At 31.0% G+C, this 16,161-nt stretch carries 16 protein-coding genes; 2 read left to right on the forward strand and 14 right to left on the reverse strand.

The genetic code is table 11. The annotated features are described in order from the left end of the window. Positions 1-10 precede the first annotated feature (10 nt). Positions 11-937: a PorP/SprF family type IX secretion system membrane protein gene (locus EG242_RS08570; protein WP_124899479.1), complete on the reverse strand. Its 927-nt coding sequence runs from the start codon at positions 935-937 to the stop codon at positions 11-13. Between the two features lie 244 nt (positions 938-1,181). On the opposite strand from EG242_RS08570, the gene hflX reads away from it, so the two are divergent. Next, on the forward strand, positions 1,182-2,408 hold the full coding sequence (gene hflX, locus EG242_RS08575) for a GTPase HflX (RefSeq protein ID WP_124899480.1): 1,227 nt from the start codon (positions 1,182-1,184) through the stop codon (positions 2,406-2,408). A gap of 155 nt (positions 2,409-2,563) precedes the next feature. On the opposite strand, the gene EG242_RS08580 is transcribed toward hflX, so the two are convergent. The 7 genes from EG242_RS08580 to EG242_RS08610 all read right to left on the reverse strand — a co-directional run bounded on the left by EG242_RS08580 (position 2,564) and on the right by EG242_RS08610 (position 8,068). Further along, positions 2,564-4,123, reverse strand: coding sequence for a tetratricopeptide repeat-containing sensor histidine kinase (locus EG242_RS08580; RefSeq protein WP_124899481.1), 1,560 nt, complete (start codon positions 4,121-4,123; stop codon positions 2,564-2,566). Between the two features lie 550 nt (positions 4,124-4,673). After that, positions 4,674-4,997, reverse strand: a complete 324-nt coding sequence (locus EG242_RS08585; RefSeq protein WP_124899482.1) for a hypothetical protein — start codon at positions 4,995-4,997, stop codon at positions 4,674-4,676. Positions 4,998-5,016: 19 nt separating this feature from the next. Further along, positions 5,017-5,724, reverse strand: coding sequence for a hypothetical protein (locus EG242_RS08590; RefSeq protein ID WP_124899483.1), 708 nt, complete (start codon positions 5,722-5,724; stop codon positions 5,017-5,019). Beyond that, positions 5,721-6,401 (reverse strand): hypothetical protein, encoded by a 681-nt coding sequence (locus tag EG242_RS08595; RefSeq protein ID WP_124899484.1) that lies wholly within the window; start codon positions 6,399-6,401, stop codon positions 5,721-5,723. The genes EG242_RS08590 and EG242_RS08595 overlap by 4 nt, the downstream gene beginning before the upstream one ends. 190 nt (positions 6,402-6,591) lie before the next feature. Next, on the reverse strand, positions 6,592-7,077 hold the full coding sequence (locus EG242_RS08600) for a hypothetical protein (protein WP_124899485.1): 486 nt from the start codon (positions 7,075-7,077) through the stop codon (positions 6,592-6,594). Beyond that, positions 7,077-7,724, reverse strand: coding sequence for a hypothetical protein (locus tag EG242_RS08605; RefSeq protein WP_124899486.1), 648 nt, complete (start codon positions 7,722-7,724; stop codon positions 7,077-7,079). Before EG242_RS08605 ends, EG242_RS08600 begins: the two co-directional genes overlap by 1 nt. Further along, on the reverse strand, positions 7,724-8,068 hold the full coding sequence (locus EG242_RS08610) for a PadR family transcriptional regulator (protein ID WP_124899487.1): 345 nt from the start codon (positions 8,066-8,068) through the stop codon (positions 7,724-7,726). The genes EG242_RS08605 and EG242_RS08610 overlap by 1 nt, the downstream gene beginning before the upstream one ends. Positions 8,069-8,206: 138 nt before the next feature. Between EG242_RS08610 and EG242_RS08615 the strand changes: the two genes are divergently transcribed. After that, the gene (locus EG242_RS08615) at positions 8,207-9,253 is read left to right on the forward strand and encodes a 2Fe-2S iron-sulfur cluster-binding protein (protein ID WP_124899488.1); all 1,047 of its coding nucleotides are present in this window, start codon (positions 8,207-8,209) and stop codon (positions 9,251-9,253) included. A gap of 103 nt (positions 9,254-9,356) precedes the next feature. Here EG242_RS08615 and purD read toward each other — a convergent pair whose 3' ends face one another. The 6 genes from purD to EG242_RS08645 form a co-directional block, all read right to left on the reverse strand. Further along, a complete protein-coding gene (gene purD / locus EG242_RS08620) occupies positions 9,357-10,628 on the reverse strand; it encodes a phosphoribosylamine--glycine ligase (protein ID WP_124899489.1) in 1,272 nt (423 codons plus the stop codon). 48 nt (positions 10,629-10,676) lie between these two features. Then, positions 10,677-12,020 carry an exopolysaccharide biosynthesis polyprenyl glycosylphosphotransferase gene (locus EG242_RS08625; RefSeq protein ID WP_124899490.1) on the reverse strand — a complete coding sequence of 448 codons (1,344 nt, stop codon included), beginning with the start codon at positions 12,018-12,020 and terminating at the stop codon, positions 10,677-10,679. Then, positions 12,020-13,003 (reverse strand): UDP-glucuronic acid decarboxylase family protein, encoded by a 984-nt coding sequence (locus tag EG242_RS08630; protein WP_124899491.1) that lies wholly within the window; start codon positions 13,001-13,003, stop codon positions 12,020-12,022. The genes EG242_RS08625 and EG242_RS08630 overlap by 1 nt, the downstream gene beginning before the upstream one ends. A 50-nt stretch (positions 13,004-13,053) precedes the next feature. After that, positions 13,054-14,133, reverse strand: coding sequence for a glycosyltransferase (locus EG242_RS08635; RefSeq protein WP_124899492.1), 1,080 nt, complete (start codon positions 14,131-14,133; stop codon positions 13,054-13,056). Further along, a complete protein-coding gene (locus EG242_RS08640) occupies positions 14,111-15,337 on the reverse strand; it encodes an O-antigen ligase family protein (protein ID WP_124899493.1) in 1,227 nt (408 codons plus the stop codon). Before EG242_RS08640 ends, EG242_RS08635 begins: the two co-directional genes overlap by 23 nt. Next, positions 15,324-16,161, reverse strand: an 838-nt coding sequence (locus tag EG242_RS08645) for a glycosyltransferase family 4 protein (RefSeq protein WP_124899494.1), incomplete at its 5' end; no start/stop codon positions are given. The genes EG242_RS08640 and EG242_RS08645, both read right to left, overlap by 14 nt.

The raw sequence follows: 16,161 nt of genomic DNA on the forward strand, positions 1-16,161 counted from the left end.
TTAGCAGCTGTTAGAAGAAACGTGGTGAACTAGATACTTTTTTCTTGTAGAAGATATCAAACAATAATATTACTTCATGAGAACCGCTTGTTGAGTAATTTAAATCAGATGTAATATAATCGTAAGCGTACCCCACTCTTAATTTTGGTGTAATTCTGTAATTAATCATTGCACCAAACGAATCTTGTAAACGGTACGTAACACCCATTTCTAACTTATTATCGTATAAAGCATTTGCAGATATATCAACAGAAACAGGAGACTCTACAGCCATTTTTAACATAGTAGATGGTTTAAACTTCCATTGGTTATTTATATCAAACACATAACCACCTGTTAAAAACATGTGTGCTACATCTGTTCCAAATTTCTTGTTATTCTTTTCTAAGTAAGTATTTTGTAATAAATTAGTAACACTAAAACCTGCGTAATACTTATTTGTAAAATAAAAAGCACCTACACCTGCATTGAATAATGTTGAGCTACTATCTTCAGCGAAAACTATGTCATTTTGTTCAGGTAATGTATTATTAATTTTACTAAACAAGCCTATTTCTTGCATTGTAACACCACCTTTTACACCTAATGCTAAACTGTGACCTTGCCCTAAACGAATGGTATAAGAAACATCTACATTAACAGAATTCTCGGTAACTGGACCTATATTATCATTCATAAAAGACAAACCAACACCAAGATTTTTTGCAACTGGCGTATGTAAAAATGCGGTTGCCGTTTGTGGAGCACCTTCCATTCCCAACCATTGCGATCTATACAAAATACCTGTTGACATATAATCATTTATACCCGCATACGCTGGGTTTAATATACTTTGATTGTACATATACTGTGTATAGTGAGGATCTTGCTGAGCAAGCCCTTTAAAACTTCCTAGTAGAATACAAACTACCGCAACAATACTTTTATTTATTTTCATAAAGGACATATTTATGTTTTCAATATTACAAATATAATTTTATTTTTCAACTTTTATTAATGCTTTTGTTTCTCTTCAAAACAGCCTCTGTTAAGAAATTACTAAAATAACAATATTAATTTAATATAATCAAGATTTTTTTCAATATTTAAAAAAAAACAACTATAGCATTAACTTACAGCAAACTATTACGTGGTATTTTAATAAATTTGCATTAAACCTATATATCTCATTAAAAAAAATAATGTTAGAAAAAGAAGAAATTAATTACGAAAAAGCCGTATTGGTGGGAATTATCACCCAAAACCAATCCGAAGAAAAACTTAATGAGTACTTAGACGAGTTAGAGTTTTTAACACAGACCGCAGGTGGGGAAGTGGTTAAAAGGTTTACGCAAAAAACGGATAAACCAAACCCTAAAACATTTGTAGGTACTGGAAAATTAGACGAAATTGAAATCTACATCAAAGAAAACAAGGTTGATACACTAATTTTTGATGATGAGTTAACGCCTGCCCAGCAAAAAAACTTATCACGACAATTAGATTGTAAGGTATTAGATCGTACCAATTTAATTTTAGATATTTTTGCCCAGCGTGCACAAACGTCATACGCTAGAACGCAAGTTGAATTAGCCCAATTTCAATATTTGTTGCCTAGGTTAACGGGTATGTGGACACACTTAGAGCGCCAGCGTGGTGGTATTGGTATGCGTGGACCTGGTGAAACTGAAATTGAAACTGACCGACGTATTGTTAGAGATCGTATTGCTTTATTAAAAGAAAAAATACGCACAATTGATCGCCAAATGGCTGTGCAACGCGGTAATCGTGGAGCTATGGTGCGCGTGGCATTGGTTGGTTATACCAATGTAGGAAAATCTACCTTAATGAATGCCATGGGAAAAAGTGAAGTTTTTGTAGAAAACAAGCTCTTTGCAACCTTAGATACTACTGTTAGAAAAGTAGTTATTAAAAACCTGCCTTTTTTACTATCGGACACAGTTGGTTTTATTAGAAAGTTACCTACACAATTGGTAGAATCTTTTAAATCGACCTTAGATGAAGTACGCGAAGCAGATTTGTTATTACACGTTGTAGATATTTCGCATCCGGAATTTGAAGATCATATTGAATCGGTAAATCAAATTTTAAAGGATATTAAAAGTGATGACAAGACAACTATTATGATTTTTAATAAGATTGATGCGTACAAAGCTGAAAAATTTGATGAAGAAGATTTAATGATTGAACGATCGTCTAAACATTACTCTATTAATGAATGGAAAAAAACATGGATGAGTAAAGTTGGCGAAAACAATACCGTTTTTATATCAGCTACAGAAAAAGAAAATTTTGAAGAATTACGCCATAAGGTATACGAAGCGGTAAGACAAATTCATATTACACGCTTTCCGTACAATAACTTTCTTTATCCTGAGTATACAGAAAACGATGCAACAGAAGAATAAAAAGAAATCGTTTCACAACTTCAGAAGAAACACAAAAGTCAATAGGAAAATACAGTGATTTAGATTATTTTTTGTTGATTAAAAATAAAAAGAGGAAGCTTCACCACTAATGAGACTTCCTCTTTTTATTCTTGTTTTATTTGTCATGTTATAGTTTATGAATAAGAGGAAGGAAAAATAATCTTTAACGTTGTTCCTTTTTCTACGTGTGTACTTACAGTAATTTTAACTTGTAGTATTTTGGCAATGTCACGAACAAGATGCAAACCTAAACCTGTATTAATTCCTACTAATAAATCTTCGTTAAAAAGAGGCTTAAATTGGTTTTGTTCCGCGCCTTTTCCGTTATCAGAAATTGACAAAACAACTCCATTATTTTCTGTATATAATCTCCAAACTATTTCGGGGTTATGGGTTGCCTCCACTGCTTTTATTGCATTCGAGGTTAGGTTTCGCATAATTGTTTTTAGATAATCTTCATCTGTTTTTAATGTTAACTTATCTAGATTTTCGAACCTTAAAGAAATGGTACTATAATTTACAAAAAAAGCAGCTATGTCTTTAAAAACAATACCGGGGTTTACTTCTTGAAATTTAGGTTTAAAATTGACCTTTTGCCCTTTACCCCATATCAGTAAATCATTCATATTGTCTAATAAATTCTCTGCTGATGTTAAAGTTTCTTTTTGCAGGTTGTATTGCTCATTAATATCTAATTTAAATTTAGGGTTTTGCTGTAAGTAAATTAGTTTAATAATGTTAGATATTGGCGCTCTTAAATCATGATTTAGAATATTTAACAACCGTGTTTTAACTTGATTACTAACCCTTAAATCTTTATTAAGATTCATTAATTTAGAATTATGTGCTTTTTTGATACCATTTTGGTAGTATAATAAAGAACCAATTATTGTTAACAGAAGAATACCTATAAGAAGATACCAAGTTTGTTTTGCTGCATTTTCAATTTTTAAATCTTTTAAAGCTAACTCTTTTTCATTTTCAACGCGCAACAGTTCTTCTTTTTTTTCAAATTCATATTGCATTTCAATTTTGTTTAACTTACTATCGCGTTCACTATTAAAAAGACTGTCTTTATAAACAATGTGCTCTTTATAAACCTCCATCGCTTTTATATAGTCACCTTTTAATTCATGTGCTTGAGAAAGGTTTAACGCATATGCTTGATATCGTCGTAAATTATTTAATTCTTTAAAGATTTTTAGCGCTTTGTTAAAGTTAATTATTGCTTTTTGTAAGTAATTATTTCTGCTTTGAAGATTGTCTCGTGACATTGCCAAATACATTTTACCTAAATCGCCATAATTAATCGCAGCCGATTCTATATTATTGGCTTCATTACTCTTTAAAATTGCCTCATTAAAATATTTTTCTGCAATTTTATATTCTTTTCGCTTTGCATGAACCGACGCTAGATTACCAATATTTACTGTATATATGCGCGGATCGTTATATTTTTTATTGTATTCATTAGATCTTTCATAATGTAATTGCGCATTATCTAAATCATTTAACTCAAAATAAGTTAAACCAATATTCGTTTCTAACATTGCGTCAATACTAACATTAATATTGGGATGCTTTTTTAGCAATTCAATGCCTTTTTTATAATAATGTAATGCTTTTTTAAAGTCACTTTGTTGATGAAATAATATACCTATATTATTATATAAAAAAGGGACGTTTTCATACATAGATTTATTTTCAAAATACTTAAGAGCATCTAAATATAAGCTTATAGCACTTTCGAAATCTCACATTTCGTAATAAATATAACCTATATTCTGTAAGATTTCTAATCTTTGCTTGTCCTTATTCTTTACAGATTTTGACAAATCATGAGCTTTTAAATAAAACTCTAAGGATTTTTGAAAGTTTTGATCATTTAAATAACTACTGCCTAGGAATTGATAAGCATATAAGATTTCGCTTTCTAATTTTTCTTGAGTTGCTAATGCTAAAAATTTATTAATGTATAATAAGCTAACCATTTATAAACTTCAATTCTTTGCTTATCATTCGTAGCTTTCTTTAACTCAACCCTAAGTGAATCAATAGTAGACGTGGTTACTTGCGCATAACTAAGTAAACAATTTAGCAGAAAAGTTATAAGTATAAGTGATTTCATACACTAAATTTAATTATTTTTTTAACACAGCGCAATTCTTTTTAAAAATTAAAATAAAACAAATTAAATCTTAAAAAAATTCAAAAACACAGTAAAAAAGCGTTAAAAATAGCGAATTATTTATTAAAATACAATCTCTTATATCCTATAATAAAGAATACCAATGCAGTAGCAAAAGATATAAAACCAACGTTTACTATAAAACCCAAAGCAAAACAAATTACCCACATTAATTTTTCGCCAGCAGGCATTTTTTCTGATTTAAATATCATAAAGTACGCAAGGGCAATATAAATAACCGATGAGATTAAGCCAATGGTAATTAAACTGTTTCCGTTTAAAAAACCCAATTCTATATGGGTGACTTTAACTACCGATCCTATAATTAAGATTATAAAACTTACTACAAAAGCTATTCTGTAATATTTAAAAAGACTCATAAATTACATTTTTACAAATTTAAGCAAACTGAAATCTTTTTTCTGTTTCTTTAATACTTTGATTTAAACTTGGTTTAATTACTCTATAAAATACAAACATTAAAATGATTTGCAACACGACAAAAGTAGTTAGAAAATAAATTCCTGAATTTGAAATATTTAAATTTTGAGCAAAAAGTTGATTAACTATTGAGAAATAACCCCCACTTAAACCCACAGTTGGTAACGAAAAAACAGAAAATGCAACAGATTGTATCAACCAACTACGTCCTTGTTTCTTTTGTTCTTTTTTTATTTTGAAAATAAATCTGAATCCATCAACCATAAAAAATAAGAACGAAATTACCAAAAAGCCTAAAGTAATTACTTCACCTAGCGAACCAGTGTTTTCGATAAAAAAATAGATTACTAAATACAATGCAGCTGTAATAATTACTTTGGGTAACGATATAAACCTCAACACTTCACGCAACAACATTTTGTTATAGTGTTTATGCAATTGTGCCTGTTTTTGTTCAATTAAACCAGTAAATCCAAAAATGCCAAATTTCTTAAATTCAATTTGCAACGCATCTTCAAACGAAATGTTTGGATTCGTTTTCCATTGATCTTCAATAGCATTTGCCAAATGATCTACCAATTCTACCTGAACATCATAAAACTCGACATAATGCTTTTTAGTAAAATCGAAGATTTGATTGATTTCTTGTTCGGTTATTTTTCTCATAACTTACTAAATTTAAGTTCTGTTTGATTGATTTCATACTTCAGAAGAGGAATTATTTTTGTGTACAAAATCAAAAAAAATAAGATTAATATTTGTGCAAACACACTAGATAATACTATTTTGAAAAGTGAAGGGTCTGAGTTGACCGGTAGATTGGTTCTTAAATAGAAAAGAGCAAAAATAGGTAAACCGTATAAATAATTTCCAACGCTATTTAAAAGAAACTTCTTGTTTTTAGGTATCTTCACTCTCTGATAAATGTAAATTCCCAATGTTAATACAATAAATCCTATACGTATTAATAAATCATAATTGTACAAAAAAGAATTTGGGTTAGAATATAATTGAAACAATACATAAAACATTACCACTGTAAGAATTATTTTAGGAATAGAGAAAAAACTGATAAACTCCTTCTTAATGATTCTCCAATAATGACTTTGCAATGCGGCTTGTTTTTGCTCTACTAATCCGGTAAAACCAAAGATCCCAAACTTTTTAAACTCGGTTTGTAAAGCGTCTTCAAACAAAATGTTCGGATTTTCTTTCCATTGATCTTCAATAGCATTTGCTAAATGATCTACCAATTCTACCTGAACATCGTAATGTTCTACCAAATGTTTTTTGGTAAAATTAAATAGTTGATCTATTTGCTGATTTGTTAAGCGCTTTTCCATTTCTTAATGTTTTTGATCATTTTTAAATGACGAAAATAGTTGCAGTACTTTATAATAAACATGAAATAAAATGCATTGAAGAATACCAATACACCTAACCAAAATCCAATATTGTCTAAATATTTGATTTCTCGTTGCATAAAAATCAATGAAAAAGCCATTAAGCACATGGCTGCTAGCGTTTTTTTATTTAAAATGCTGCAATTTGTCCGTAAACAGTAGTGTAATTTCCACTTTTGTACTTATCTAATGTATATTTATTCAGGAAAACAGCTACTGCAAAAACCACTATCTTATAAATAAAAACGGTAGAATTAATTGTTTCTATTTCCATTGAATCTTTAAAAAGATAGATCAACACTGGAGCTAGCAACGAAATTACAACCCAAATAATTAGATCATTTCTAAAAGTTGAAAATAGCTGATCTTTATAAAACAAAGGCATTTTTATTTTTCCGTACAAATGCATTCCGGTCCATTCAACTTCTCGCAAACGATCATGCCAATTTTGAAAAGCTTTATCAAAAGATGCTTCAAATGAATTGGTTTCCATTTCTTCTTCAATTTCCGAAGCTATGTGATCTATTACTTCATGCTTTGCATCATCATAATAAAAATCATAATCAACATAAAGTTTCTCTTCTATTTGGTGTATTTGTTCTGCTGATAACTTCATTAGATCACTTTTAAAAGTTGGTTTTCAATTTTTATATTTTTCCGCATAATAATAGTTCGTACTGCAAACACAAGTGTTGTATGAATAACCACAAATAATGCAGGACGAGATAATAAATCACCATCGCTATAGTTTGCATATATGTTGAGTATTATTGCAAAAAGAAAAAGACCAACGTAAAACTTAATTTTATTTTTAGCGTACTTACTTAATACAGTGTTGAATTGATTTTTTCTAAACAAGTTCAATAAGTAAATACCTAAAACAAGCCCAATACATGCAATACTATACATTGCATATGTAATCCAAACTTCTTTTATAAAGGGAATAGATCCAAAAGTAAGTATAGCTGTTAGTGGCAGAACACAAATGTTGTATTTCCAATCAAGTTTTTTCCAAAGATTCCCGACTATTTTTGGAACATTATTGTAAAATGAACTTCTATCACAAGCTATTTCATCGTTCCATTTATGTAAAACATTAGGTAAAGCCTCTTCAAAAGTGATAGAATTCTTTTCAATTGATAGTTCTACATCAGATGTGATGTGATCTAATAATTCGATACGTAAATCATCGAAATGTTCAAATGAATAGTCATTTCTTAATACGTAATCTATATGATTGATTTGATCAGTAGTTAACTTCATTAAAAATCAAGTTTTAAATTCGGGTTTACAATGGTTTGCATATTTCGAATGAAATTCTCTAATTCTTCCATACGCGAAACTGTTTCTTTTACACCACTTTCTGTCAGTTTGTAATATTTACGAATACGCCCATCCACACGATCCATTTCAACATCTAAAAAACCATCGGCTTCCATTTTGTGCAATGCCGGATACAAAGCACCTTCGGTAATATTCATTTCTCCTTGAGTAATTTCTTTAACTTTCTGGGTAATTTCGTAGCCGTACATTTTACCTTGTTGTTCAAGAAGTTTCATAATAATGGTATTTAAACTTCCTTTATATAATTGTTGTTGCTTTTTCATATACTTATGACTTTTAGGTATGGCAAATATACATAATTTTTTTATGCATCAAATTTTTAGGTATAAAATTGTTTCAGAAATGATAAATATCAGTAGTAAGCCGTTGTAATTTTGTATTTTTGCATAAATTCAATTCAAATGTCAAAATTCAATCCCTTAAAGGTTAAAGAAATAAGAAGAGAAACGCCATTGGCTGTTTCGATTGTTTTTGATGTTCCTGCCGATTTAAAAGCAGATTATCAATTTCAAGCAGGTCAATATATAAACATCAAAACAACAATAAATGGTGCAGAAGTTAGAAGATCATATTCTATAAGTTCTTCACCAAAAAGTAACGAATTAAGAGTTGTTGTAAAAGCGGTAGAAAGCGGTTTGTTTTCTAACTACGTTACACAACATTTACAAGTAGGCGATGTATTAGAGGTTGCACCGCCCGAAGGTAAATTTATTTTAGAGAACACAAATGCTAAAGTAATTGTTGGAATTGCTGCCGGAAGCGGTATTACACCTATTATTTCATTAGCAAAAGATACGTTAGAAAGCGGAACTGACTCCACTTTTATTTTAATTTACGGAAACAAAACGGCAGAAGACACTATTTATTTTAGTGAGATTGAGGCGCTTAAAAATAAATATTTAGGTCGATTTTTTGTTCACTACACATTTACAACAGCTCAAGTAGAAGGATCTTTATTTGGAAGAATTGAACGATCTACCATTAATTTTGTTCTTAAAAACAAGCACAACGATAAACGTGTAGACGAGTATTTCTTATGCGGTCCGGAGGATATGATTAAAAAAGTGACCGATGTTTTAAAGGAAAACGGAGCTAACGAAGAGCAAATTCATTATGAATTGTTTACCACAAGTTCTACCAACGGCGAAATTCCAGTTTCGGGCGAAGGTATGGTAAAAGTGACCGTTTTGGTTGACGATGTTGAAACAACTTTTAACATGCCACGTACCGAAAATATTTTAAATGCGGCATTAAAACATGGTATCGACGCTCCGTATTCTTGTCAGGGCGGTATTTGCAGTTCGTGTATGTGCCGTACAGTTAAAGGATCGGCAGAAATGAAAACCAATCATATTTTAATGGACGATGAAATTGAAGAAGGTTTGGTTTTGGCTTGCCAGGCTTACGTAACATCAGATGAAATCTATGTTGATTTTGATGATGTTTAAAATCATTTCTTAAATTATAAAACCCCGTCAGAATTTAAAATTTTGACGGGGTAATTTTTTTATGAGACTCTGAAACAAGTTCAGAGTGACAAAACGTGCGTTTTTACAAATCAAAACCTAAATCGGTTCTGTAATATTTTTTGTCGAAGTTAATTTTTTCAACGTTTTTGTATGATTGCTTTAGAGCTTCACTAAAGTTTTCTCCGTACGATGTCACAGCAATTACGCGTCCGCCGTTTGTAACAACAGCTCCGTCTTTTTTTGTAGTTCCTGCGTGAAAAACAATAGAATCTTCCACCTGATCTAAACCAGTAATTACTTTTCCTTTTTCGTAATCTTCGGGGTATCCGCCCGAAACAATCATTACTGTTGTTGCCGTTCTTTCATCGGTTTCTAAAACCGCATTTGCCAATGTTTGGTTTGCAACTGCTTGAAATAATTCTACAAGATCTGATTTTACACGCGGTATAACCACTTCGGTTTCCGGATCGCCCATACGCACGTTGTATTCAATCACAAACGGATCGTTTCCTACTTTTATCAAACCAATAAAAACAAAGCCTTTGTATTCAATAGCATCATTTTTTAAGCCGTTAATTGTTGGTATTACAACACGTTCTTCTACCTTTTGCATAAATTCTGCATCGGCAAACGGAACCGGAGAAACAGCACCCATTCCACCTGTATTTAAACCAGTATCGCCTTCGCCAATTCGCTTATAATCTTTAGCTGTTGGCAAAATTTTGTACGATTTTCCGTCGGTTAAAACAAAGCAAGACAGTTCAATTCCGTCTAAAAACTCTTCAATAACCACTTTAGACGATGCGTCGCCAAACTTAGCATCAATCAACATATTGCTTAACTCTTGTTGCGCTTCGGCTAAATCGTTTAATATTAAAACACCCTTGCCGGCAGCCAACCCATCGGCTTTTAAAACGTAAGGTGGGTTTAGTGTGGTTAAAAATTCATGCCCTGCTTCAACCGTATCTTTTGTAAAAGCTTCGTATCGGGCTGTTGGAATATTGTTTTTAACCAAAAACTGCTTGGCAAATTCTTTACTTCCTTCTAACTGTGCGCCGTGTTGTGACGGACCAATTACGGGAATGTTATTTAATGATAAATCATTTTTGAAAAAATCGTAAATACCTTTCACCAAAGGATCTTCTGGACCAACAACGACCATTTCTACAGCATTGTCTAAAACAAACTGTTTAACAGCATTAAAGTCTGTTGGGTTTACCGCAACATTTGTGGCAATTTGCGCAATACCCGCATTACCAGGTGCTACAAATAATTGACTGCATTTGGTACTTTGTGTAATTTTCCATGCCAATGCATGCTCTCTTCCGCCTGATCCTAAAAGTAAAATATTCATGTGTTGTTGTGTTGTATTTTAAATTGCAAAATTAAGATTTAAAACTGATTAATACGCCTTTTTCTCGCCTTTGATTGCATTTTTAATAGTTAAGTATATAATTTTTAAATCGAGCAGTAACGACCAGCTTTCCATGTAAAAAATATCGTATTTAATGCGGTTGATAATATCGGTATCGTTTTCAATTTCGCCTCTATAACCGTGTGTTTGTGCCATGCCGGTAATTCCTGGTTTTATAAAATGTCGTGCTTTGAACTTATTGACTTTTACTGCGTATTTTTCTGTAAAATTCAGCATGTGCGGTCGTGGACCTACAACAGACATGGTTCCAACAAAAACATTGAAAAATTGTGGCATTTCATCGATACTTGTTCTTCGTAAAAAAGCACCAATTTTGGTTATACGTGGATCGTTTTTAACGGCTTCGTCTATATCTGCATTATCGTTAACAAACATTGATCTAAATTTGTAGCAATTAAATTCTTCGTAATCTAAACCATTTCGTTTTTGTTTGAAGAAAATAGGTCCTTTTGATTCTAACCTTATTAAAATAGCTATTAAAGGAGTTAACCACGACATAATTAAAATGATAACTAACGATGAAAAAACAATATCGAAAACACGCTTTATAAAATAATTTAACGGATCGTTTAAAGGTGTTGTTCTAGAAGGCATAACGGGAATTACACCATAATAATCTACCTTTAAGTTTGCCGAAAGTAAGTCTTTACGAGAGGGTAAAAACTTTAAAAGTTTTAGGTTATTATCTACATAATCAATAAAAAAGGAAACCTGATGGGTTGTTGTTTTTTCTAAACTTAAATAAATTTCATCTACATCGTGTTCGTTACAAAAAGCAACAATTTCGCTAGATCGTGTATTTGTAAGTGAAAAACTTTTGGTTAACGAATAACCATAATCATCGTTTGTTGTTACAAAATTTATAAAATTATTGGTTAATTCATCATGACCAATAATTACAATTCTACGTAAATTTCCTTTATAATATTTTCTAAAAATTTTAAGCAACCAAAAAACAAAATATTTTACAATACCAATTATTACTGCGGTTGTTAATAAGTAGTAACCAACAACACTGTATTCTTCTGTTAAAGTAAACAAGCCGTTCAGAGCAAATAAATTAAGGGCAAATACAAAATATTGCTTCATTATTTTCTGAGCTATTTGTATAAGTTTGGTAAAACGGTAAACTTGGTAAAATTTTGTAGTAATAGATATAACAATCCACGAAAAAGTAAGGTACAAATAAAAATACAAACCTTGAAAATGGTCTGGTAAAATCCACATAGCAGTAAGTGCCAAAACAATTAAATCAAAAGTTATGGTTATGGGCCTTAAGTACTTAGAATATCTACCTATTTTACGTTGCACTAATAAATGTATTTAGAAAAATCTTTGTGTTCTTCTTTTTGTAATTCTTCTGCTGATAAAGTTTTAAAGTACTCAAAAGTTTTTTGTAATCCAACTTCTCTGTTCACTTTTGGTTCCCAATTTAATATTTTTTTTGCTAACGTAATATCTGGTTGACGTTGTAACGGATCATTTTCTGGCAATGGCTTATAAATAATCTTTTGATTTGTTCCGGTTAACTTAATAATTTCTTTTGCAAAATCATTAATAGTGATTTCATGCGGGTTTCCAATATTCACAGGTAAGTGATAATCGCTCATTAACAATTTAAAAATTCCTTCGATCTGATCATCAACATAACAAAAAGATCGTGTTTGGGTTCCGTTTCCAAAAATAGTTAAATCTTCACCACGCAACGCCTGACCCATAAATGCAGGAATAACACGCCCGTCGTTCAAACGCATTTTTGGTCCGTACGTGTTAAAAATACGTACAATACGCGTTTCTAAACCATGAAAATTATGATACGCCATAGTTAACGATTCTTGAAAACGCTTGGCTTCGTCATAAACTCCGCGAGGACCAATAGTATTTACGTTTCCGTAATAATCTTCGGTTTGTGGATGAACTAAAGGATCGCCATAGACTTCGGATGTTGATGCGATTAAAATTCGAGCATTTTTAGCTTTTGCCAATCCTAACAAATTATGCGTTCCTAACGACCCTACCTTTAAAGTTTGTATGGGAATTTTTAAATAATCGATTGGACTTGCCGGCGATGCAAAGTGCAGAATGTAATCTAAATTTCCGGGTACGTGAACAAACTTGGTTACATCGTGGTGATAAAACTCAAAATGCTCATTTTTAAACAAATGCGCAATGTTTTTTAAATCGCCGGTAATTAGGTTATCCATTCCAATAACATAAAAACCTTCATTGATAAATCTATCGCATAAATGCGAACCTAAAAATCCTGCAGCGCCTGTAATTAATACCCGTTTCATTGTTAAAATGTTTGGTGTAAAATTAACACTTTAAAACTAAAAGTATCTAATTATTTTAAATGTAAGTTTATGAATTGTAAAATATTCTCACGGAATTTTTTTTCAGAAAACTGTTGCGCATGCTCATGTATTTCTCTATGATTCCATTGAATTTTTTCAAATTTTTCAATACATTTATTCAAAGATTCAGAATTTTGTTCTGCAAAAAATAGTCCTGATTTATTATCGTTAACGGTTTCTATTATTCCTCCTTTTTTATAGCAAATAACAGGCGTTCCGCAAGATTGTGCCTCAATAGCTGCAATACCAAAACCTTCAACACCCATTTGTATAAAAGCCTTGGCATTTTGAAGATAACTTGACAAAACATCAACATTCTGAAAACCCAAAAATTCAATATTTGGAGAATTTGCAATGCTTTTTAAATGCTTTAACTCTTCGCCGTCACCAATTACAATTAATCTTTTTTTATTGATATTAAATGCTTCAATCACTAAATCAAAACGCTTTATAGTTGCCATTCTACCGGCAATTACATAAAAATCTTGTTTTACTTCTTTAAAAGGAAAAGCTTGCAGGTTTACAGGTGGATAAATTACAGTAGATTCACGATTATAGTTTTTTTTGACCCAATTTTGTACAAATTTTGAATTACAGATAATAAAATCTGGATTTTGCGCATCGTTATAATCCCACTTTCTAAAAATAGGCAAAATCCATTTTACTAAAGGATAGGCTTTTTTAAAATATAAAGGAGCATCTTGCCAAATATAATTAGAATTAGGTGCCTGAAAATAACTTATATGTAGTTGATTTAGATTAGATTTTTTTACTCCTTTTGCAACTGAATGTGAACTTGAAACGATTAACTGAACATCGTTTGAAATTTTAAGTTGTTTTATTGTTTTAAAAAAGAAAGGATATAAAAACCTAAATTTAGATCCAAACAACTGTAAATTTGTAGTTTGAACTTTTTGTTTTTTAGGAAACATTTTATTTTTTTCGGTTGTATTCATCACATCAACCAAAGCATGTACTTCATCAAAAGTAAAGCATTCTTCTAAAGTTTGAATTACCTTTTCTGCACCGCCATATTTATCTAACCAATCAACTACTAATGCTTTTTTCAACCTTGTTTAATTTAAGAATTACAAAAATAGCATTAAATAAAGAAACAAATACAACACCTATTTGCCGATCTAAAATGTTTTCGGTTAAAAAACTAATGGAAACAACAATTATAAATGTTTGATATAAAACCGACGAACTTGGATAGTAATAAAAAAGCGCCATTACAAATAAAATCAATCCGAAAATGCCGAATTTAAGCATTTGGTCCAAATACTGATTATGTGTGTTGTAGGTTACTTTTGAAAAATCTTCGTATGATTTGTAGGTAAATTCGTTATAACAATTGTTTAATTTTTCTTGAACCTTATCGGCACCAACTCCCAACACAAAATGATTTGATATTAAATTGTTAGCACAATGCCAAATACCGTAACGGTAATTTACCTCGTGTGGTTCTTGATCTTTATTCGGTAACACCAATTCTTTTTCAACCACTTTTATGTATCGTTCCTTCATTGGTGAAAACCAAAAAAAAGCCAGCGCGCCTAAAGGCAATGCGATTAAAAGACTCCATTTTACAGTTTGCTTTTTGATCGATTTAAAAACAATAAACAGCAAACCAATTAAATAACACGCCAATGCCATTCGAGCTGAATAAATATAAGCCGATGTTAGCAAAAAGGTGATTATTAAAATACTTAACAAGTTTATTTTTCTGTTGAAAAACATTTTAAACGTTAACCACAAAGCGGCAAAAATTGTTAGTAATCCTAAATAAGGTAAGTGTAACGATGTTGCTTCTGCAAACAAATTCCGGAAAATGGGATGATAAAAATCGTTTTGTTGCCAAGCGTTACTCCAACCAAAATTAAACACTTTAACCCAGCCTAAACCATTCAATAAAAAAACGGATATAATGTAAACTGATCCCAAAGTTTGTAGCAGTTTTTTGGTAACAATGTCTTTGTTCAGAATAAATCCTAATGGAAAAATTAGAAAAGGCAGACTTTTAGTGATTGATTTACCTAATTCTTTAAAATTATCTGCAAACGGAAGGTAAAACACATACATTAAGCATAAAAATGCCAATACTAAAAAGGTAAACTTATGTGTTTTTAAAAGTGGAAATGTTTTGTTTTTAAACGCATTTATCAACGCTAAAACAAACCAAATCATCATTAAAATAGAGAAATGGTTCAGTTTTAAAACAGGAAATAGCGCTAACGCACAGGTACTAAAATAAAAAACTTTAGCTAAACGCATTCAATTCGGTTTTTAAAACATCAAGATAATTATTTCTTTTAAGATATTCTTGCGCTTTTAACGTTTTTTCGATGGCGTTTTGTTGATTGTTTATAACCGATAAAATTTGATTTTTAAATTCAAAAATAGCATCGGCATGAAAATACATATCGTGCGTTAAGCCAATACCTTCGGCACCAACACTTGTGCTTACCAGCGAAACGCCATTTATTAACGCGTTTACCGATTTTACCTTTACGCCGCTGCCATGAAACATTGGGTTAACAAATACCTTTGCTAATTGGTAATACTGCTTTAAACATGGCGCATTTACAACAAAAGTCACCTGTTGCAACTGACTGTATTTTTCTTGAATTTCCTTGTTTTCCTCTTTTAAAGATCCAACAATATAGAAATGATAATCAGGAACTTCGGTTATCAGCAAAGGATGAATGTTTTTTAAATACCAATCTAAACCAAAGGTGTTATTTTGCATAAAAAGCGATCCCATAAAAACAACGTTATTTTCTGATTTTTCGGTTGGTTCAACAATTTCATCGTTAATAGGAAAAGGCATAAAAACACTTTTATTTAAAAGGTTTACGGTAGATAAATCGTCTTTTGAAATGAACCATAATTTATTAGCTTTATCAAAAACCAATTCAGAAAAATGTTTAATTTTAGATGTTTCCAACTTATAATAAATCTTCTGTTTTAAACTGTTGGAACTTTTGCCCAACATTTTAAAATAATGGCTTTCGATATTATGAACGCGAACCACAATATTTTTATAACTGATTGATTTGTTAAGGGTGATTGCCCAACAAAATTCGCTTTCTAAAATA

Origin of the sequence: Paenimyroides viscosum, assembly GCF_003858535.1 — a bacterium.
GTDB classification, from domain to species: domain Bacteria; phylum Bacteroidota; class Bacteroidia; order Flavobacteriales; family Flavobacteriaceae; genus Flavobacterium; species Flavobacterium viscosum.